This is a genomic window from Eubacterium aggregans (assembly GCF_900107815.1).
Taxonomy (GTDB): Bacteria; Bacillota; Clostridia; order Eubacteriales; family Eubacteriaceae; genus Eubacterium_O; species Eubacterium_O aggregans.
On the sequence record NZ_FNRK01000027.1, the window covers coordinates 1 to 18122 of the forward strand.

Annotated in this window: 20 protein-coding genes; 7 read left to right on the forward strand and 13 right to left on the reverse strand. The window is 46.7% G+C overall.

Annotated elements, in window-relative coordinates:
* Positions 1 to 566: 566 nt before the first annotated feature.
* Entirely contained in the window at positions 567 to 818 is a 252-nt protein-coding gene (locus BLW33_RS11850) for a GlsB/YeaQ/YmgE family stress response membrane protein (RefSeq protein ID WP_090309192.1), read from the reverse strand.
* 15 nt (positions 819 to 833) lie between these two features.
* Positions 834 to 2471, reverse strand: coding sequence for a DNA-methyltransferase (locus tag BLW33_RS11855; RefSeq protein ID WP_176966724.1), 1638 nt, complete (start codon positions 2469 to 2471; stop codon positions 834 to 836).
* Positions 2472 to 2648: 177 nt separating this feature from the next.
* Between BLW33_RS11855 and BLW33_RS11860 the strand changes: the two genes are divergently transcribed.
* Genes BLW33_RS11860 through BLW33_RS11875 form a run of 4 tightly spaced genes read left to right on the forward strand, consistent with a single transcriptional unit; the run spans position 2649 to position 4885 of the window.
* Positions 2649 to 3596, forward strand: a complete 948-nt coding sequence (locus BLW33_RS11860) for an RluA family pseudouridine synthase (protein ID WP_090309196.1) — start codon at positions 2649 to 2651, stop codon at positions 3594 to 3596.
* A complete protein-coding gene (locus tag BLW33_RS11865; RefSeq protein ID WP_090246940.1) occupies positions 3596 to 4138 on the forward strand; it encodes a Holliday junction resolvase RecU in 543 nt (180 codons plus the stop codon). Before BLW33_RS11860 ends, BLW33_RS11865 begins: the two co-directional genes overlap by 1 nt.
* 2 nt (positions 4139 to 4140) lie before the next feature.
* Positions 4141 to 4620, forward strand: coding sequence for an S-ribosylhomocysteine lyase (locus tag BLW33_RS11870; RefSeq protein ID WP_090309198.1), 480 nt, complete (start codon positions 4141 to 4143; stop codon positions 4618 to 4620).
* 1 nt (position 4621) lies between these two features.
* On the forward strand, positions 4622 to 4885 hold the full coding sequence (locus tag BLW33_RS11875) for a TM1266 family iron-only hydrogenase system putative regulator (RefSeq protein WP_090309200.1): 264 nt from the start codon (positions 4622 to 4624) through the stop codon (positions 4883 to 4885).
* Between the two features lie 50 nt (positions 4886 to 4935).
* Here BLW33_RS11875 and BLW33_RS11880 read toward each other — a convergent pair whose 3' ends face one another.
* The gene (locus tag BLW33_RS11880) at positions 4936 to 5769 is read right to left on the reverse strand and encodes a hypothetical protein (protein ID WP_090309202.1); all 834 of its coding nucleotides are present in this window, start codon (positions 5767 to 5769) and stop codon (positions 4936 to 4938) included.
* A gap of 128 nt (positions 5770 to 5897) precedes the next feature.
* On the opposite strand from BLW33_RS11880, the gene BLW33_RS11885 reads away from it, so the two are divergent.
* Both BLW33_RS11885 and BLW33_RS11890 read left to right on the forward strand, forming a co-directional pair.
* Entirely contained in the window at positions 5898 to 6431 is a 534-nt protein-coding gene (locus tag BLW33_RS11885) for a M48 family metallopeptidase (protein ID WP_090309205.1), read from the forward strand.
* A 211-nt stretch (positions 6432 to 6642) separates the two neighbouring features.
* Positions 6643 to 7269: a class I SAM-dependent methyltransferase gene (locus tag BLW33_RS11890; protein WP_090309207.1), complete on the forward strand. Its 627-nt coding sequence runs from the start codon at positions 6643 to 6645 to the stop codon at positions 7267 to 7269.
* A 40-nt stretch (positions 7270 to 7309) separates the two neighbouring features.
* Here the strand turns inward: BLW33_RS11890 and trxB are convergent, their stop codons facing one another.
* Both trxB and BLW33_RS11900 read right to left on the reverse strand, forming a co-directional pair.
* On the reverse strand, positions 7310 to 8224 hold the full coding sequence (gene trxB, locus BLW33_RS11895) for a thioredoxin-disulfide reductase (protein ID WP_090309210.1): 915 nt from the start codon (positions 8222 to 8224) through the stop codon (positions 7310 to 7312).
* Positions 8224 to 9939 carry a Na/Pi cotransporter family protein gene (locus tag BLW33_RS11900; protein WP_090309213.1) on the reverse strand — a complete coding sequence of 572 codons (1716 nt, stop codon included), beginning with the start codon at positions 9937 to 9939 and terminating at the stop codon, positions 8224 to 8226. The genes trxB and BLW33_RS11900 overlap by 1 nt, the downstream gene beginning before the upstream one ends.
* A 197-nt stretch (positions 9940 to 10136) precedes the next feature.
* Here BLW33_RS11900 and BLW33_RS11905 point away from each other — a divergent pair, with 197 nt between their 5' ends.
* A complete protein-coding gene (locus tag BLW33_RS11905; protein ID WP_090309215.1) occupies positions 10137 to 11522 on the forward strand; it encodes a glycine--tRNA ligase in 1386 nt (461 codons plus the stop codon).
* 57 nt (positions 11523 to 11579) lie between these two features.
* On the opposite strand, the gene BLW33_RS11910 is transcribed toward BLW33_RS11905, so the two are convergent.
* From BLW33_RS11910 to BLW33_RS11945, 8 genes are all read right to left on the reverse strand, one after another.
* Positions 11580 to 12455, reverse strand: a complete 876-nt coding sequence (locus tag BLW33_RS11910; RefSeq protein ID WP_090309217.1) for an aldose 1-epimerase family protein — start codon at positions 12453 to 12455, stop codon at positions 11580 to 11582.
* Positions 12456 to 12475: 20 nt separating this feature from the next.
* The gene (locus tag BLW33_RS14530; protein WP_090309218.1) at positions 12476 to 13639 is read right to left on the reverse strand and encodes a TrmO family methyltransferase domain-containing protein; all 1164 of its coding nucleotides are present in this window, start codon (positions 13637 to 13639) and stop codon (positions 12476 to 12478) included.
* Between the two features lie 190 nt (positions 13640 to 13829).
* Positions 13830 to 14222, reverse strand: a complete 393-nt coding sequence (gene rpsI, locus BLW33_RS11920) for a 30S ribosomal protein S9 (RefSeq protein ID WP_090246924.1) — start codon at positions 14220 to 14222, stop codon at positions 13830 to 13832.
* An 18-nt stretch (positions 14223 to 14240) separates the two neighbouring features.
* Positions 14241 to 14678 (reverse strand): 50S ribosomal protein L13, encoded by a 438-nt coding sequence (rplM, locus tag BLW33_RS11925; protein WP_090309220.1) that lies wholly within the window; start codon positions 14676 to 14678, stop codon positions 14241 to 14243.
* Between the two features lie 159 nt (positions 14679 to 14837).
* The gene (truA, locus tag BLW33_RS11930; RefSeq protein ID WP_090309223.1) at positions 14838 to 15578 is read right to left on the reverse strand and encodes a tRNA pseudouridine(38-40) synthase TruA; all 741 of its coding nucleotides are present in this window, start codon (positions 15576 to 15578) and stop codon (positions 14838 to 14840) included.
* Between the two features lie 14 nt (positions 15579 to 15592).
* Entirely contained in the window at positions 15593 to 16420 is an 828-nt protein-coding gene (locus BLW33_RS11935; RefSeq protein WP_090309226.1) for an energy-coupling factor transporter transmembrane component T family protein, read from the reverse strand.
* On the reverse strand, positions 16413 to 17279 hold the full coding sequence (locus BLW33_RS11940) for an energy-coupling factor transporter ATPase (RefSeq protein WP_090309228.1): 867 nt from the start codon (positions 17277 to 17279) through the stop codon (positions 16413 to 16415). The genes BLW33_RS11935 and BLW33_RS11940 overlap by 8 nt, the downstream gene beginning before the upstream one ends.
* Positions 17270 to 18112, reverse strand: coding sequence for an energy-coupling factor transporter ATPase (locus BLW33_RS11945; RefSeq protein ID WP_090309230.1), 843 nt, complete (start codon positions 18110 to 18112; stop codon positions 17270 to 17272). Before BLW33_RS11945 ends, BLW33_RS11940 begins: the two co-directional genes overlap by 10 nt.
* Between the last annotated feature and the right edge of the window lie 10 nt (positions 18113 to 18122).

The following is an 18122-nucleotide window of genomic DNA, read 5'->3' on the forward strand; positions in this document are numbered from 1 at the left end:
GTTCGTCCTGAGCCAGGATCAAACTCTCAATAAAAGTTTGTCATCGGCCTCAGCCGATGTTCTGGTTCTTACGCTTGGTTCGTTTGTTTTATAGAAGTGTTCGACTCACTTCTTCTTTTCTTCAACAGATCTCTCTGCTTCGGAATCTTTGGTTTTATCCAGGTTTTATGGTACTATTCTCTTTTCTATGACCTCGCTGTCGTAATTGACAACTTCTTTATTATAGCAGAAGCATTTATTTCTGTCAAGTGAATTTTGAAAGTTTTTTAAATTTTCTCAATTCTGAAGTCGTTTGCTTTTGACAGCTTATTTATTTTACCAAACCACTCTTTCACTGTCAAGCACTTTTTTAAAAGTTTTTTTCAGTGCTGTGTTTTGGTGTGCCTCTTTCGAGACAGCTTATTTATTTTAGCAAACTGCGTCCGCTTTGTCAAGTACTTTTTTTAGTAGTTTTACAGCTTTTTCAATTTGCCATGCCCTCTTTCGAGACGGCTTATTTAGTATAAACTGTCTCGAGGCTTTTGTCAATAGCCTTATTTACTTATTTTTTCAATTGGGCCAATCGCTTACTTCTTCCGTAAATGAAGGAATAGATCTATTACTGCTACTAGAATGAGTGCTCCTATAATAGACGGTACGATGGCCATACCTGCTGCTGTTGGTCCCCAGTATCCAAATAGTTTTTCCCCGATTATGGAACCAATAATCCCAGCAGCGATGTTACCAATACAGCCAGCTGGTAAATCCCGACTGGCTATGGCACCGGCCACCGCCCCTATAATGCCGCCAATAATCATCACCCATAAAAGATGTCCCATTTGATCCTCCTTTGTTTATACAATCCTCCACACTGTTTCGTCACCTGCAATATTTCGTATTTTAAGCCGCTTCGGCTGATTGGTTGATCGGATTGTCCCATCCCATAATGTGTTGAATTTTACATTATTATAGATTAGAAATCCACATTTATCAATATGGATTTCTTCACTGCTTATCCAAGTGCCTTCATCATTTTCACAATCCAGGGCGATCATTTCAATGAGCTCCAACCCCCTTCCGCTCACATGAATCGCTTGATATCCCTTGTTCTTCTCTTTCTTTTTATTATAGATTCCAATACTCTCCTCTAAATGATCACTTTTAAACTGCTCCAAACGAAGCGTATACCCCTCTTGATTTTTTTGACAATGCCACCATGCCTCATCGGCTCTCCGTATTTGTTCGATCACCGGTTTTAGGTTGACAAATTCCAGTCCCTCTTCCTGGCAGTCCGCGTCCCCCTGAAGATGATAAACTCGAATTTTGGGATATTTCTTTTTCAATTTTTTTCGGGCCTGTTGAAGTTGGCTCAAAACGGATATTTCCAATTGGTGACTCGATCGATCCAGCAAATTGGGGAGATAAACAGGAATCCGTTCCCCCTTCTCTAAAATTGTCCCTGCTAAAACCTTGGGCATCCCCTTCTCTTTTTGAAATTGTGGCAGCTGTGCTCTCAGCTGCTCCATGGTTTGGATTGGATTCCGATATAAGGATAGGTCATCCTCCACCCGGTAGATGAAAAAGCTTCCGGTCGATTGCTTTTTTAATCGGTCTCGGGTGACATTAATGCTATTGATGCCTACATCACAATGGATAAACCGTCGGCCGAGACGGCTTGCTGTCCCGGCGGCAACACCACTTCCACCGAAAAAATCCGCCACGATCATTCCTTTGTGACTGGATGCGGTTATAATGCGCTCCAGCAAGGCCTCTGGTTTTTGAGTGATGTAGTCTACCCGCTCACCAGCCGTTCGCCCCACCATATCGATCTCCCAAACATCCTTCATATTAACCTGGGTATACCACCCCAAATCATCCTCATATTCTTTCACATTTTTAAAACGATAGGGTTTTAATCCACGATTATAGGATTTCTCCTTCATTGGATTAAACAGGTGATGCCCTTTATTTTTAGCATAAAGATAGAGAGTATCGTGCTTTTTCGCGAAGCTGGCCGTTGATGCACCTCCGGATTTATAGGACCAGATGATTTCATTGAGAAAATTCTGAGCTCCAAAGATATCATCCATCAATATTTTAATATAATGACAGATATGCCAATCCAAATGGACATAAATACTGGCAGATTCACTCATAACGCTACGAATAGCCAGAAGATTTTTATACATCCATTTCAGATAATCCCCTTGCTTCCAGATATCGCTGTACATGGTTTCTTCAAAAGCCTGGTGGGTATGAGGTTTCCCCCGGAGATACATGCGGTTCGTATAGTGTGCACCGCTGGCAAAGGGTGGATCGATATAGACTAAATCAACGGTTTCCCCTTTTTCCTTGAGCCAGGCACAGGCGGCAATGCACTCCCCATGAATCAGCATCCCCTGAGCCGCATCCTTTCCAACGCGCTCCGTCAGCGTCATGTCAAACAAGGGCATTCCGGGTGCCGCTAACGCCTCTGTCCGAATGGCTTCCAAATCAAATGCAGGCGCAGCATTTCCTTTTATTGGTTTCTCTTCTATATAAGGTATATATTTCACACTTTTTCCATCCTTCATATGAACTACTTTATTTATTGTACCATACCCGCTACACCCTTCGCACTTCAAAAGAAAAAGGGATTCCCTTGATCGCTTTTATGCTATAATAGGGCCATGAAAGAATTATATATTGATACAAACGCTGCCGGTCAGCGCATCGATCGGTATCTATTGAAGCGCTTTCCCCGGGCCTCTAAGGGATTTCTCCAAAAGATGCTCCGGAAGAAACAAATCACATTGAATCAGGGGCGGGCACAGCCCCAGGCCTTTCTCAATGAGGGGGACTGCATTCAGGTTTTTTTCTCGGATGAAACCATCGCCCACTTCAGCGATAATGGCCAGACGGTTCCAAAACCGCCAATACCTCCAAATAACACCCTATTTGATCAGCCGGTTTATGAGGATGAGCATATCCTTGTGGTGAACAAACCCGATGGTCTATTGACCCAACCCGATGCCAGCGGAGAACCCGCACTGTCTGATTGGCTCTCCACGGCCATTAAAAATGATGGGGGGACTTTTCACCCTGCCCCTTCCAATCGGTTGGATAAAAACACCAGCGGCATCATCATGATTCCCAAGGATTACCCAACCCAAAAGTTGGTGAATGCCGCCATCCGCTCCCGCAGTATTTTAAAGGAATATCTCGCCCTGGTCAAAGGAACCATTGCACCATCCCTTACCCTCCGGGATCAACTCGTCAAGGATGGCGCCACCAATCAGGTGTCCATCGGGGCTGGGGATGAAGGGGTATCTGCCCACCTCAGCTGCGTGCGTATTGCCAGTAACCAGGACACCAGCCTGGTCCGTATCCGATTATTTACTGGACGGGCCCATCAAATTCGGGTACAGCTTGCCGCTGCCAATCATCCCATCATCGGTGACCCCAAATACGGTAATCGTGCTGTCAATAAGGCTTTTTTAGAGCGATATGGACTTCGGCGCCAGCTCCTCCATAGTGTGCACTACGCTATCCCTGACTTAAGCTACGATTTTAAGGCACCCGTTCCCCAAGATTTCCAATCGATTTTGAGGGATTTGGGTTACACGGAGGTGGACTGATGGGCTATTGGCACTCCCGGGGCCTCCGGGGAAGCTACCTGGAGGATTGTATTAACCAATCCAACCAGCTCTACCTCGATCAGGGGCTGGCGGTGGTTCAAAAGCTGCCGACGGCCATCAAGCCTGTGGAGCTGGATAAAGAGCGGGGCACCATCAAGTTAGCCTACTTTGACGAAAAAAGCACCGTGGATTATATGGGGAATGTACAGGGCATCCCCATTTGCTTTGATGCCAAGGAAACCAACCTCAAACGACTTCCCATTTCAAACATCCACGCCCATCAGATTGAATTTATGGATGCCTTTCAACGCCAGGATGGTCTTTCCTTCCTGATTGTCTTTTTTAAGCAATTAGATGAAGCCTACCTCCTCCCCTTTGAAAGCCTCAAACCCTATTGGGACGCTGCCCAAAAGGGAACGGGGCGAAAATCCATTCCTCATGCCGCTTTCGATCCGCAATTACGGATTCCTGCCCAGGGGAATTTACTGATCCATTACTTAGACGCGCTAAACACCTATCTTAATTTACGAAAGGATTTATGATTATGAAAAAAATCGCAAGCTTTACCGTTAACCACATCGATCTCCTTCGGGGGATTTACGTTTCCCGTAAGGATTATTGTGGTGATGACTGCATCACTACCTTCGATATCCGGATGAAGGAACCCAATCGTGAGCCAGTATTGAATACCGCAGAATCCCATACCCTCGAGCATTTAGGGGCAACCTATCTCCGGAACGACCCTGAACGCTCGGATCAGATTGTTTATTTCGGGCCCATGGGCTGCCGGACCGGTTTTTATTTACTGATTAAAGGAGATCTTATCTCCCGGGACGTTGTTCCCCTGGTTACGGAGCTCTATCACTTCATGGCAGGTTTTGAGGGGGAGATTCCCGGTGCAGCTCCCCGGGACTGTGGCAATTACTTGGATATGAATCTGCCCATGGCCAAGTATGAAGCCCAGAAATTCTTAGATGAAGTCCTCGACAACATCACCGAGGATCATCTCATTTACCCCGAATAAGATGGAAACACAAAATCCCAACCGGATTGCCCACATCGGCATCATCGTTGAAGATAGCGGGGCCGTGGAGCGGCTCAATGCCACCCTCCACCAGTATGCCCCCTATATTATCGGACGGATGGGCATCCCCTGTCCAACCCACGGTGTGTCCGTCATCAGTGTTATTTTAGATGCTCCAGCAGATATCATCAGTGCTCTGTCTGGAAAATTAGGAATGTTAAAGGGGGTTGGTGCCAAAACCCTCTATGCTAAGGTTTCACAATAAAAGAAGCTCCTTTTAGATTCAATCCTACAATCTAAAAGGGGCTTCTTTTATTATTTCTTCTTACCTTTGTCCGGTGCTGGCTTATCTCTACCCAACATCTTATCAAAGGCACGTTCCAATATATCCTTCTTAGGCTTCGATTCAAACACCTTGGTGGCCTTATTAATCTTCGATGCCATTTCCCGGGCTTCCTTTAAAGTTCCTTCTTCAGAATTCGGCAAAAGTGCGCTCCACTCCCGAAAAAGCTTTCCATTGGCGGTAAAGCCTTCATAATTCAAGCCAAGGACATGGAATTCATTGTCACCATTTTCATGGAATTTTACCTTTGCCCGACAGCGATCCCAGCGGTGATACCGCCCCATGGTATAGGCCTCATTGACTGCGATAATCGAGCAGTAAGGCTTTTCTGCCGCCCGAAAGCGGAAGGCATTGGGCGCAACGAGCACAAAGATGGCCGCCGTCAAAGTAAAAAACCCTCCAAAGAAGAAGGCAAAGTTTCTCGACTCTGGGCTCAGAAGAAAATATAAGGCTACTGACAGTGCAATGATAACCCCCCAAAGAATTAAGAAGCGCTTTCGACTGGATTTCTTCTGAATGGTCAAAAGCTCCCCAATAAAGCTACGGTATAACGCATCATCATAATTCCATTGAATTTTTTCTTGATCACTGGCCATAAAAGCCTTGAACTGTGCCGACCGTCTGGCATAATAAAAGATCCAGCCAAGGGCAAAGATGATAATGGCAATACCAAAATAATTACAGTAAAATTGATAGGCCCCCAGATCAACCAGCATACCAGGCACAAAAATCAAAAGCACCCCCATGACAACTCCCACAATTCCCAAAATAATGTTCATTTGATTTGGATTTTTAATCTCTTGCAATTCAAATAATCCTCCTGTTTCTAAACATGTGTTTTTATATTATAACAAATAATTGCTAAAATGGGGCAACAAATTATGAAGCATTGCTTTTTCTTAATGATATAATGTTTACATACGAGGAGGGCACTATGATAAAAGGACAGATCATCACACCAGAACATGAACGGATTTATCACTATACGACTGGGGAATCCCATAAATATTTAGGACATTACTATAATCTATCGGTACATCACACCAACTTAGAGCCCCGGGTCCAAATTTTTGGAGAAAATATTGTATTGGAATGTAACCAACCCAATAACCGGGAGCATAAAGAATTTATACTGGATATGTGGTACCGAGACCAGGCTCGGGAGAAATTCGTCCCCTTGCTAGCAGATGCAGTTGTAAAAGCAGCACCTTATAAAATTCAACTTCCCCAACTCAGAATCTATCGCATGCTCAATCGTTGGGGCTCCTGTTCCCCCAAAAGCAAAATTCTGATTCTCAATCTTGAACTTATTAAAGTCCCTGAGTTCTGTATTGAATATATCGCACTTCACGAGATGCTTCACTTTCGCTATCCCAGCCATGATTTTGGTTTTTCTTCTGCACTGGGGACCCTCATGCCGGATTGGCATAAGCGAGAGGATTTTCTCAATCAGTGGTATCCTATTTAAGAATCAATTAAGTTTTTAGCATGGTACAGTACTCTAATCTACAATTTTGCTCCTTTTCCCAGATAAAAGGCCCTTGTTTTGCAAGTCAGGCAGCACTGTGTTGCATCCTGAATTTCTTTTTAGAAAAAGAGCCTTTTACGGTGGTCAAACCTCTGAGAACGTGTTAAACTATGGGCACCAATGAAGATTACCTCAGAAAGGATCAAATAAAATGAGTGATGATACACGTGGCATTAGCCAGGACTTAATGGCCGCCATCTTTAATACCAGTGAATTTCGAAAATACTCCCACGATTGCCGCCAGGATATCGTAGAGGCCCTAAAGGATTATCAGTTCAATACACTTTTGGATTTAGATTGTGGGTCTGGCTTGATGTTAGAGCAAATCTTCGAGGCCTTTCCGCTGATTACAGCTAATGGCTTTGATTATTCCCTTGAACGTCTGGCTGGAGCCAAAGAACGTCTAGCCGATAAGGATGTTACCCTAAGCTTTGGTAATGCAAAGCAGCTTCCCTACGAAAAAGACTCCTTTGATATGGTGGTCAGCACCTCAACCTTCCACCATTATCCCTATCCCCATGATGTTCTGGAGGAAATTCATCGGGTACTCAAGCCCAAGGGCACGCTCATCATCTGTGATACTTATCTGAACGCGGCCATGCGCTATTTAAACATTGTCAGTCGCCCCATCAATGAGGTAACAGATATTCGGATGTACAGCGAAAAGGATATCTGGCAGATGCTTGGCAAAGCCGGATTTACGGGTATCCAATGGAAAAAGCTCAACAAATACACCTATATGGCGAAGGCCGATGCCTCTACCGTATTAAGCGCCTAAATAAAAAAAGAGCCCTTTGGCTCTTTTTTTATTGCCTATATTATAAATTCTCAAGATAACGGATGGCGGATACCCCTGCAATGGCACCGTCTGCTGTGGCCGTGACCACCTGGCGCAGCATTTTCTGACGAACATCCCCTGCGGCAAAGATCCCAGGAAGGCCTGTGGACATTTGTTCATCGGTTATAATATATCCCCGCTCATCCAAAGTCAAATCATCGGCAAAAGCATCACTGTTGGGCTTCTGACCCACAAAGATGAAAACACCATCCACTGACAGCTTTTGGCTTTCTCCTGTTTTGACATTCTTTAATGTTACCCCGGAAACCAGACCGTCCCCATTGATGGATTCCACGACACTGTCCCAGACAATGTCGATTTTATCATTTGCCATCGCTCGATCCGCTAAAATCTTTGTCGCCCGGAGAGCATCCCGGCGATGGATGACCGTCACCTGGGATGCAAATTTGGTCAAATATAAGGCCTCTTCAATGGCGGTATCCCCTCCCCCAACAACTGCCACATGACGGTTTCGGAAGAAATTGGCATCACAGGTAGCGCAGTAAGAAACCCCCATACCTCGGTATTCCTGTTCCCCAGGACACCCCAGGAGCCGGGGTTCTGCCCCGCTGGCAATAATCACGCATTGCGTTTTGATGGCTTGGTCCCCCACACTGACAATGTAGCCCTCTGTGGTTTTAGCCAAACTTCGATACTCACCGGTCATAAAGGTTACGCCAAAGGACACACACTGTTCCCGCATACGCTCGGTTAAGGATGGCCCGGTTGTTTCTTCCGGAGCCCCGGGATAGTTTTCGATCTCCCAGGTGGTCACTGCCTGACCGCCAATGGCCCCCTTTTCCAGAATCAATGTATTCAGCTGGCCACGGGATGCATAAATCCCAGCACTTAAACCAGCGGGACCGCTCCCAATAATGATCACATCATATTGCATTAGAAAATGACCTCCTCAATTTTATTGATATTCCGTTCACTGCGCATGCTTAGGATATCCTGGGCAACGTTGGCTGCATGATCTCCCACACGTTCAACATTCGCCAACAAATCTAAGAACAATACCCCACTATAAGCTTTACATTCCCCTTTATTCAGACGACGCATATGGGCATCTTTGAGATTACGGGTCATCTTATCAATTTCATCCTCTTCTACCAAAACCTGATCACATAATTCCGGATCTTCAGTTTCCAACATTTTAACCACATTTTCCAAGGTCTGGCTGGTATACACCATGATCTCTTCTATTTCACCTCTGGCATCATCACTTAAATCAATTTTCTCCCGAATCTTCATTTCTGCCAGCTCCGCAATATTTTCAGCATGATCACTGATCCGCTCTAAATCGTGGGCCCCCTTCAGGTAAAAGGCTAAGCGGTCATTTTCTATCTGGGAAATATTCATATTTGAGAGACGGACCGTATAATCGATGATACCATGCTCAAATTCATCAATGCGCTCTTCCCGCTCATATACCTTTTCAATGGCTTTTTCATCATTGTTCATCACAGCGTCATGGGCTGTTTTAAAATTCTTACGGGCCATATCACTGAGACGGGTCACCTCTTTCCCCACCTGACCAATGGCCACAGAGGGATTATTAAGAAGCCGTTCATCCAGCTGTAATCCCTTTTCCTCTTCACCGGTTGGGAAAACACGTTCCAGAAAATGGACGAAGTAGTTGATAATGGGGACAAGGACGATGGTATTGGCCACATTAAAGAAGGTGTGGGACATGGCAATCTGTCTGGCCACATTGGGAACCATGGCCCCAGATTCGCTGGTCATATTCCCGGAAATATTGACAATAAATTCATAAATAGGGTTCACCGCCATGGTGGCATCCATAATCCCCAGCAAAACCATCACCCAAATCGCACCAAAGATATTGACAAACAAATGGATGAAGGCTGCATTTTTAGCCGCTGTACTTGTCCCGATACTCGAAAGCAGTGCCGTCACACAGGTCCCAATATTGGTCCCAATCATCATGGGGATACAAATTTGAATGGCCCCCGTTCCAGTGACCCCTGCAAAAACCCCAGAAATTGCCAGTGCCTGGAGTAATCCCAGAGTCGCACCCGAGCTTTGCATAATACCGGTGATGACAGTTCCGATGAGCAAACCAAGGAAGGGATTCCGTCCATAGGTCGTCAGCCATTCAATAAATACCGCACTATCCTTTAATGGCTCCATGGTGGTACTCATGGTGCTGACCCCAAAGAAAAGAATCCCAAAGCCTAAAACAATACTTCCCAAATCCCGGGTACTCTTTCTTTTACCAAAAAGTGCCATAAAGGTACCGATACCGATAAATAACGGTGCCACTGCATCCACATTAAAGGCAATGAGTTGGGCCATTACAGTCGTCCCAATATTTGCCCCTAAAATAATTCCAGCCGCCTGGGTTAAGCTCATGAGCGATGCATTGACAAAGCCCACAACCATGACCGTCGTCGTACTGGAGCTCTGAACCATGATGGTCACCACAATCCCCACAAGGATTGCTTTGAAGCGGTTATTCGTCAGCACCTCCAACAGATGCTTCATTTTGTTCCCCGCAACAATCTTAAGTCCTTCGCTCATCAGGTGCATCCCGTAAATGAACATACCCAGGCCGCCAAAGAGGCCCAATAGCATTCCAATTGTCATCTTTAAAATCTCCTATATCGTTCCTTTAATTCCTCAATTTTTACAAATCACGGATATAGTCATTTTAACACTACTGCTCTCATTTTAAAACAAGAAATATTATAATATTTTCATAAAAATAATCCGGGATAAAGTATGCATAAAATCTGAATCTATGTTAAAATAAGAAATTATGAATATTGCAGAGGAGGACGCCAATGTCTAGCTTTTCAATGAGTGAAGTTGTCAGCCTTGCCAAAATGAGAGGTATTGTATTCCCAGGATCTGAGATCTATGATGGTCTTGCCAATAGCTGGGATTACGGCCCCATCGGCGTGGAGATGAAAAATAATGTTAAAAAGGCCTGGTGGAAGAAATTTATCCAGGAATCCCCCTATAATGTCGGCCTGGATGCCGCCATTTTAATGAACCCCAGAACCTGGGTGGCCTCTGGCCATGTCGGTGGTTTTAATGACCCCCTGATGGACTGCAAGGCCTGTAAATCAAGGTTCCGTGCCGATAAACTTCTGGAGGATTACTTCCAGGAAAAGGGTGAAGAAGTCATTGTCGATGGCTGGAGCAAGGAACAGATGGAAGACTACATCCGGGATAACAACATCGTCTGTCCCGAATGCGGAAAGGCCGATTTTACAGAAATCCGCCAGTTCAACCTGATGTTTAAAACCTTCCAAGGCGTCACCGAAGACAGCGCCTCCGAAATTTACCTTCGTCCGGAAACCGCCCAGGGGATCTTCGTCAATTTCAAGAATGTCCAACGGACCACCCGGAAAAAGATTCCCTTCGGCATCGGACAGGTGGGGAAATCCTTCCGAAACGAAATCACCCCCGGAAATTTCATCTTCAGAATCCGGGAATTTGAACAGATGGAGCTGGAATTCTTCTGCGAACCCGGTACCGACCTCGAATGGTTCGCCTATTGGAAGGATCAATGTAAAAAATGGCTCTTTGACCTAGGCATGAAGGAAGAAAATATCCGCTTCCGGGACCACGAGCAAGAAGAACTATCCCATTACTCCAATGCCACCACTGACGTAGAATACCTCTTCCCCTTCGGCTGGGGTGAACTCTGGGGTATTGCAGACCGGACCGATTTCGACCTAACCCAGCATCAGAACGAATCTGGGAAAGATCTGCGCTACCAGGACCCCATCACCAACGAAAAGTACATTCCCTACTGCATTGAGCCCTCCCTGGGTGCCGATCGGATGTTCCTGGCCTTCTTATGCAACGCCCTGGAAAAGGAAGAACTGGAAAATGGCGATATCCGAAACGTTATGAAGATTCATCCTGCCTTGTCCTGCTTTAAAGCAGCCGTTCTGCCACTGTCCAAAAAGCTGAGCGAAAAAGCCACTGAGGTTTACAGCGAGCTGGCAAAATACTTCAATATCGATTATGATGAAGCCGGCAGCATCGGGAAGCGCTATCGTCGCCAGGATGAAATCGGAACCCCTCTGTGCATTACTGTAGACTTTGATACCCTGGAAGACCAGGCCGTCACCATCCGGGATCGGGATACCATGGAACAGGTTCGCCTGCCCATTGCTGAATTAAAAGCATACATCGATAATAAGATCATGTTCTAAGAATTATCCTTAAGCACCATTTCTCTATTACTCAGAGAAACGGTGCTTATTTTTGTCCTAATAAACAACAATCGTGTAGGCCGCCCTTAAAACGTCCCCGGGATCTGCCACCAAAACGCCTGGTTTTTCCGTCAGCTCCCCAGAAAAGCCCACATCATCCGTTCGTCCGATCCAAGGCTCGAGGCAGATAAAGGGAGCCTCAGGCTTTGACCAGATTCCAAAATTCGGGAATCCCGGAGCACTTAATGCCACCAGAGGAGTCCCGTCTTTTTTCCTCAGAATAACCTCATCAAATTGGGCACCATCAAAGATTCGGGCATCCTCTGCAAAAAAATCATCATCCAGAGAATAACAGCCGTCCTGAAGAGACATAAGGTGGACATCCCTAGGATTTGGATGGCCCTCTGTCGGATCAATCAGTAAATATTTAAGCTCCTGTCGCCCCGGAAAATCCAGAATATACCCCTCCTTCCCAGCTTCTTCATCCAAGGCAAAGGCTGGATGACCGCCAATGGTAAAGGGCATCTCCCCATCTCCAGTATTTTCCACCCGCCAAATCACCACCAAGGACTCCTCTTCCAGCCGATGGGTTACCTCCAGATTAAAATGGAAGGGATAGTATTCACGGGTGCTGGCATTGTCCGTGAGCACATGGGTCACCTCATAATCTGATTGATACGTGCACACAAAATCCATATCCCGGGCAAACCCGTGGCGGGGCATGGGATAAACTTGTCCCAGATGCTGGTACTGCCCGTGGCAATGGGCACCAACGCAGGGAAAGAGGAGAGGCGCCCGTCGGGCCCAATGGGCTGGGTCACCCTTCCATAAAACCGATCGTCCTTCTTGCTTATCCTGTATTTCCATCAGTTCTGCGCCGTAATCCGCTACCACAACCCGCAAACGATCATTTTCAATACGATGTTGAACCATTTTTTCTCCTTCCTCGACATCTACAATTGATCTTCCCAGTCTGGGTAACGCTGTTCCCCGACCCGTTGATCTCTAAAGATTGGCTTAATGTCTAAAATCGGCGTCCCATCAAAGGCATCCAGCCCCTTCACGGTCAATCTATTTTCCTCAATGGATAAAAGCTGCACATCCGTCATCCCAATACCATTGGGGCGATTGGGGGTCCTGGTGGCATATAATCCTACCAAAGGAAGGTTTTGCCGTCCCCTGGGATGGCATTTTAAACGGGTGGCCGGGTCCATTTCGTCAAATGGACTCTGGCTGAAATTAAAAACAATCCGGATATGTGAAAATTCAATCAGGCTTTCCAGCCCAGGAATCAGAGCTTTATCCAATACAATGGTACTGACCACCTCACCCCAGCTGTCCGACCGACGCACGATACCATCATTTTTGACCACACCGATGGGGTGCATCACAATGGGTTCGCCTTCTTTTTGTTCCGGGCTGGCTGCCTCTACCAATGCCTTAAAAAGGGCTTGGCTCCCCTTATCTTTTTGATAATTAAATTCCGGGTGCCACTGAACCGCCCAAAGAAAGGACTGTGTCGGCATATAAACAGCCTCAATCAAACCGTCGGGGGAAACGGCCATGGGCCTTAAATTCGGGGCCAGGGTCAAAATCCCCTGATGATGATAACTGTTCACAGGGTAATCCTCCACCCCGAGGAGCGCGGACAATGGCGTTTTCGGCAAAACATGGACGTTGTGGACCGTCATATCGTAGGGTGGTTTCATCTGATGATCAATATCGGAAGGATGCTCCTGTCCCAAATCCTGGTACAGCTTTCCCCCGTAGACAGCATTCAGCAGTTGAATCCCCCGGCAAATCCCCAGAATCGGCTTATCGAGGGCCACTGCTTTCTTTAATAAATACCCCTCCATAACATCCCGGGTTTCGCAAATTTCACCGCAGTGCCTTGAAGTTTCTTCCTGATAAACCGCCGGTGCCACATCCTGTCCCCCAGTAAAAAGAAAGCCATGGCAAAGGCTTAAAAACGTGTCTAACACCGCTTCGTCCTGGGTGAGGGGCAAAACCAAGGGTGTGGCGCCCGCTGCCATTAAGCCGTCTAAATAGCCCGGAAGCATCCAAAGGCTGTCTTTTTCCTGATCGTATAATGGGGTTACACCAATAATGGGTCGCATGTCATCCTCCTCAAAAATTTAATTGTTTTTTATTATACCACAATCAATCGTAAGTCATAAAAAAAACGGCCATTGACCGTTACTTATTGCGTTGATCCATCATTTTTAGAGTAAAAACAAACTTTGGAATAAACAAAAAAGCCCAGCTGTCACAAAGTGACAGGCCGAGCTTTCTAATAAATCGATATAATTAACGCTTGCTAAACTGAGGCGCACGACGGGCTTTTTTGAGACCGTATTTTTTACGTTCAGTCATACGTGAGTCGCGTGTTAAGAAACCAGCACGCTTGAGTTCTGGTCTTAAGTTAGCATCTGCTTCCAACAGGGCACGGGAAATACCGTGACGGATGGCACCGGATTGACCAGTGAAGCCACCACCAAACACATTGACGATAACATCAAAGCTCCCAATGGTATTGGTTAAGACTAAGGGCTGTTTTGCGACCATCTTTAAGGTCTCCAGTCCAAAGTAATCATCAATATCGCGGCCATTGATGATGAACTTGCCTTCGCCGGGCAGTAAACGTACTCTGGCCACAGAGGTTTTTCTTCTACCTGTTCCGAAATATTGTACTTTCGCCATTCTTAATTTCCCTTTCTACTAAACTTCCAAAGCTTCAGGCTGCTGTGCGGCATGGGGATGATCCGGGCCGGCATACACCTTTAACTTCTTCATGACGGCATCGCCCAGCTTATTGTGGGGGACCATGCCTCTAACGGCCTTGTAGACCAAAAGATCCGGTTTTTCCTGTAAGAATTTACGGTATTTGGTTTCCTTCAGTCCGCCGGGATGACCGGAATAGGTCTTGTACAATTTCTGGTCGAGTTTATTACCCGTCATAACAATCTTATCCGCATTCACGATGATGACGAAGTCACCACAGTCGACATGGGGGGTGAAATACGGTTTATTCTTTCCTCTTAAAATGGTTGCAATTTCGGTTGCCAGACGACCAAGGACCTTGCCTTCTGCATCTATGACGAACCATTTGCGTTCGATTTCTTGAGATTTAGCCATTTTTGTGGCATTTGCATTCATCTCAGGCTCCTCCTATATTGAGTAGTTATTTTTTTCTTATTTATGGATGACCAACAAAAGTGGGGGGTTGTCAGTCGTCGTTTATATGCTGTACCGGGGCTAAGGGTACAATAACGTCCATCGTTAATTCTAGCCTAACTGAAGGCTATTGTCAAATGATTATTGTGAATAAATCACTTTTTTTAACATCAGCCCCTGGGCAGGTGCGGTAATCCCCCCCTGCTCCCGGTCCCCGCTTTCGATGATCCCGGGGATGTCTTCTGCCTTTATTTTCCCCATTCCCACAGCCACCAGGGTGCCGGTGATGATCCGGACCATATTGTACAAAAAGCCATTGCCTTGGATGGTGAGCTGGATCTCCGGGCTGTGGTCTTCGATGGTCAGGGTGTCAATGCGCCGTACCGTGGATTTCACGGCACTACCGGTGGACATAAAGCCCCTAAAATCATGTTCACCACAAAAGGCTCTGGCCGCGGTGTCCATGGCCCTTAAGTCCAGAACTTCACGAATATGCCAGGTATAGTCCCAATAAAAGGGGCTTTCAATGGGAGCGGTATACAGAGTGTATGCATAAATTTTTCCGACGGCACTGTACCGACTATGGAAGTCCTCTGGGACCTGATGACTTTCCATCACCCGGATGTCCCGGGGAAGCTTGGTATTCAGGGCCAGGGCAAAGCGTTCCGGAGGAATCCGGGAGGCTGTGGTAAAATTGGCCACCTGGCCCTGGGCGTGGACCCCGGCATCGGTACGGCCGGCACCGTAGAGCTTGACCACCTCCCCAGTGACCTGATGGATGGCATCCAAAAGCGCCTCTTCGATAGAAGGGGCGTTTTTTTGGAACTGCCAGCCGGCGTAGGCTGTGCCTTTATAGCTTATGGTTAGTTTAATGTTTCTCACCGCAGCCACCGTCCTTATACTGAAAAGGAAAAGGGCAGAGGCCAGGTAATAAACCGGGAATAGATAAGAAGCCCCGTAAAGGCGAGGAGGACGATGAAGGTAATGGCGTCTGCCTTTGTAAAACGCAGCTGATTCATCCGAGTACGGTTTTCCCCACCCCGATAGCACCGCGCTTCCATGGCGGTCGCCAATTCATCTGCCCGACGAAAAGCCGATACAAATAAGGGCACCAAAATGGGCACCAGGGCCTTTGCCCTTGAAATCAAATTACCGGATTCAAAGTCGGCTCCTCTGGCCTTTTGAGCCTTCATGATCTTGTCCGTTTCTTCCATCAGTGTTGGAATAAACCGCAGAGCAATGGACATCATCATAGATAATTCGTGGGCATATCGTCTGACGAAGGGGATTCCCTTGATGCAAAACTCCATTCCATCGGTTAAATCGATGGGAGAGGTCGTTAAAGTCATGATGTTTGTCCCAATGATGAGGAAAATCAGACGTAAGGCCATATAGGTTGAGTTGCAAATCCCTTCTGCAGTCAGGGTAAATGGCCCAAAAGAAGCCACCGGGGTACCCGGGGTCATAAAGAGATTCAGGACCACCGTCAGCAGGATAATCAGGACCAGAGCCTTAAGCCCCTTAAAAATATAGCCCAGGGGAATTTTGCTCATTAAAATGACCGCCGCTAAGAAGATGAAGGCAGCCAAATAGCCCCAAAGGTTATTCAGGACGAAAAGCAGAATAATGTAGGCAAAGGTAAAGATAATCTTTGTCCGGGGGTCTAATCGATGGATGATGGAATCTGCCGGGTAATATTGGCCAATGGTAATATCTTTAAACATGGGCATCCCCTTCCATAACCCTCAGGATTTCCGTCTTGGCGGCCTCCACCGTAAAGATATCTTGACGAATATCCGGATACCGTTTAGCAAGCTCCCGCATGAGATAGGTCACCTCGGGTACCGCCAAGCCGATGGATTCCAGGGTATCAATTTCGGTAAACACCTTGGCCGGTTGATCGAAAAAGACGACAGATCCCTGATGCATCACCAGAATTTTATCCGCTAAGCGCCCCACATCCTCCATGCTGTGTGATACAAGGATGACGGTAATGCCCTTTTCCTGGTGGAGCTTTTTAATCTGGGAGAGAATTTCGTCCCGTCCCCTGGGGTCTAAGCCGGCGGTGGGTTCATCCAGGATTAAAACCTGGGGCTCCATGGCCAGTACCCCGGCAATGGCAACCCGACGCATTTGCCCCCCGGATAGCTCGAAGGGTGACTGCTCCTTAACGGTATCGTAATGAAGCCCCACCATTTCGATGGACTGACGGACCCGTGTAGCAATTTCTTCCTCGGATAGGCCCAAGTTTTTAGGGCCAAAGGCGACGTCCTTGGCGACGGTCTCTTCAAAGAGCTGGTGCTCTGGGTATTGGAAAACCAAGCCAATATTATGGCGAAGCTTAACCATGGATTTTCGATCCTCTTTAAAAATATCCTTCCCATTAAAGAGCACTGACCCACTGGTTGGGGTTAATAACCCGTTAAGATGTTGAATCAGAGTAGATTTACCCGAGCCGGTATGTCCAATCAGCCCAATGAATTCCCCATCCTCAATACGGCAGTTGATGTCTTTTAGGGCAACGAATTCAAAGGGAGAGCCTTTGGAATAGACATGCTCTAAATTTACGATTTCTAAGGGCATAGGGCACCTGCCATTTCTTCAATATGTAAAAGGTCGTCGGGAATATCAAAGCCGCTTTCCCGGAGCAGAAAGGCTAATTCTGTCATTTGGGGTACGTCCAGGCCAATGGCCTTCAGTGCCGTCACCTGGCGAAATATTTCCCGGGGTGTTCCTTCCATGACAATCTGTCCCCCATCCAATACGATAATCCGATCCGCATCGATGAGCTCTGTCATATAATGGGTAATATGCAGCACGGTCATCCCCTTGTCCCGGTTAAGCTTCTTGATGGTTTCCATGACCTCCCGGCGCCCTGATGGGTCAAGCATGGCTGTGGGCTCGTCAAAGATAATACATTCTGGCTCCATGGCTAAAATACCAGCAATGGCAATGCGTTGCTTCTGCCCCCCGGATAATTGATGGGGCTTTTGTCTACGATACTCCCCCATGGAAACCGTGGCCAGGCATTCATCCACCCGACGGCGGATTTCAGCGGGCTCCACACCCAGGTTTTCCGGTCCAAAGGCCACATCCTCTTCAACAATGGTGGCCACCAGTTGATTATCGGGATTTTGAAAAACCATTCCAGCTGTTTGACGGATACTCCAAAGATTTTCTGGATCCTTGGTATCCATCCCTTTAATGAGGACCTGACCCTTTGTGGGCAGGATAATCGCATTAAGAAGCTTTGATAATGTCGATTTCCCTGATCCATTGTGACCGATGATACCGACGAATTCCCCGGGGGCGACAGTAAAATCCACTCCCCGCAGGGCGGTGGTATCTTCTTCTTTGTTCTCTTCATTTTTAGGATATTCGTACCCTAAATCCCGTACCTCGATCAAATTTTCCATAAGTGTTCTT

Excerpts from the sequence above, each read along its gene's own strand:
- BLW33_RS11850 (WP_090309192.1), bottom strand. The coding sequence starts at position 818 with ATGGGACATCTTTTATGGGTGATGATTATTGGCGGCATTATAGGGGCG.
- BLW33_RS11860 (WP_090309196.1), top strand. The coding sequence starts at position 2,649 with ATGAAAGAATTATATATTGATACAAACGCTGCCGGTCAGCGCATCGAT.
- BLW33_RS11865 (WP_090246940.1), top strand. The coding sequence starts at position 3,596 with ATGGGCTATTGGCACTCCCGGGGCCTCCGGGGAAGCTACCTGGAGGAT.
- BLW33_RS11870 (WP_090309198.1), top strand. The coding sequence starts at position 4,141 with ATGAAAAAAATCGCAAGCTTTACCGTTAACCACATCGATCTCCTTCGG.
- BLW33_RS11875 (WP_090309200.1), top strand. The coding sequence starts at position 4,622 with ATGGAAACACAAAATCCCAACCGGATTGCCCACATCGGCATCATCGTT.
- BLW33_RS11885 (WP_090309205.1), top strand. The coding sequence starts at position 5,898 with ATGATAAAAGGACAGATCATCACACCAGAACATGAACGGATTTATCAC.
- BLW33_RS11890 (WP_090309207.1), top strand. The coding sequence starts at position 6,643 with ATGAGTGATGATACACGTGGCATTAGCCAGGACTTAATGGCCGCCATC.
- trxB (WP_090309210.1), bottom strand. The coding sequence starts at position 8,224 with ATGCAATATGATGTGATCATTATTGGGAGCGGTCCCGCTGGTTTAAGT.
- BLW33_RS11900 (WP_090309213.1), bottom strand. The coding sequence starts at position 9,939 with ATGACAATTGGAATGCTATTGGGCCTCTTTGGCGGCCTGGGTATGTTC.
- BLW33_RS11905 (WP_090309215.1), top strand. The coding sequence starts at position 10,137 with ATGTCTAGCTTTTCAATGAGTGAAGTTGTCAGCCTTGCCAAAATGAGA.
- BLW33_RS11910 (WP_090309217.1), bottom strand. The coding sequence starts at position 12,455 with ATGGTTCAACATCGTATTGAAAATGATCGTTTGCGGGTTGTGGTAGCG.
- BLW33_RS14530 (WP_090309218.1), bottom strand. The coding sequence starts at position 13,639 with ATGCGACCCATTATTGGTGTAACCCCATTATACGATCAGGAAAAAGAC.
- rpsI (WP_090246924.1), bottom strand. The coding sequence starts at position 14,222 with ATGGCGAAAGTACAATATTTCGGAACAGGTAGAAGAAAAACCTCTGTG.
- rplM (WP_090309220.1), bottom strand. The coding sequence starts at position 14,678 with ATGAATGCAAATGCCACAAAAATGGCTAAATCTCAAGAAATCGAACGC.
- BLW33_RS11935 (WP_090309226.1), bottom strand. The coding sequence starts at position 16,420 with ATGTTTAAAGATATTACCATTGGCCAATATTACCCGGCAGATTCCATC.
- BLW33_RS11940 (WP_090309228.1), bottom strand. The coding sequence starts at position 17,279 with ATGCCCTTAGAAATCGTAAATTTAGAGCATGTCTATTCCAAAGGCTCT.
- BLW33_RS11945 (WP_090309230.1), bottom strand. The coding sequence starts at position 18,112 with ATGGAAAATTTGATCGAGGTACGGGATTTAGGGTACGAATATCCTAAA.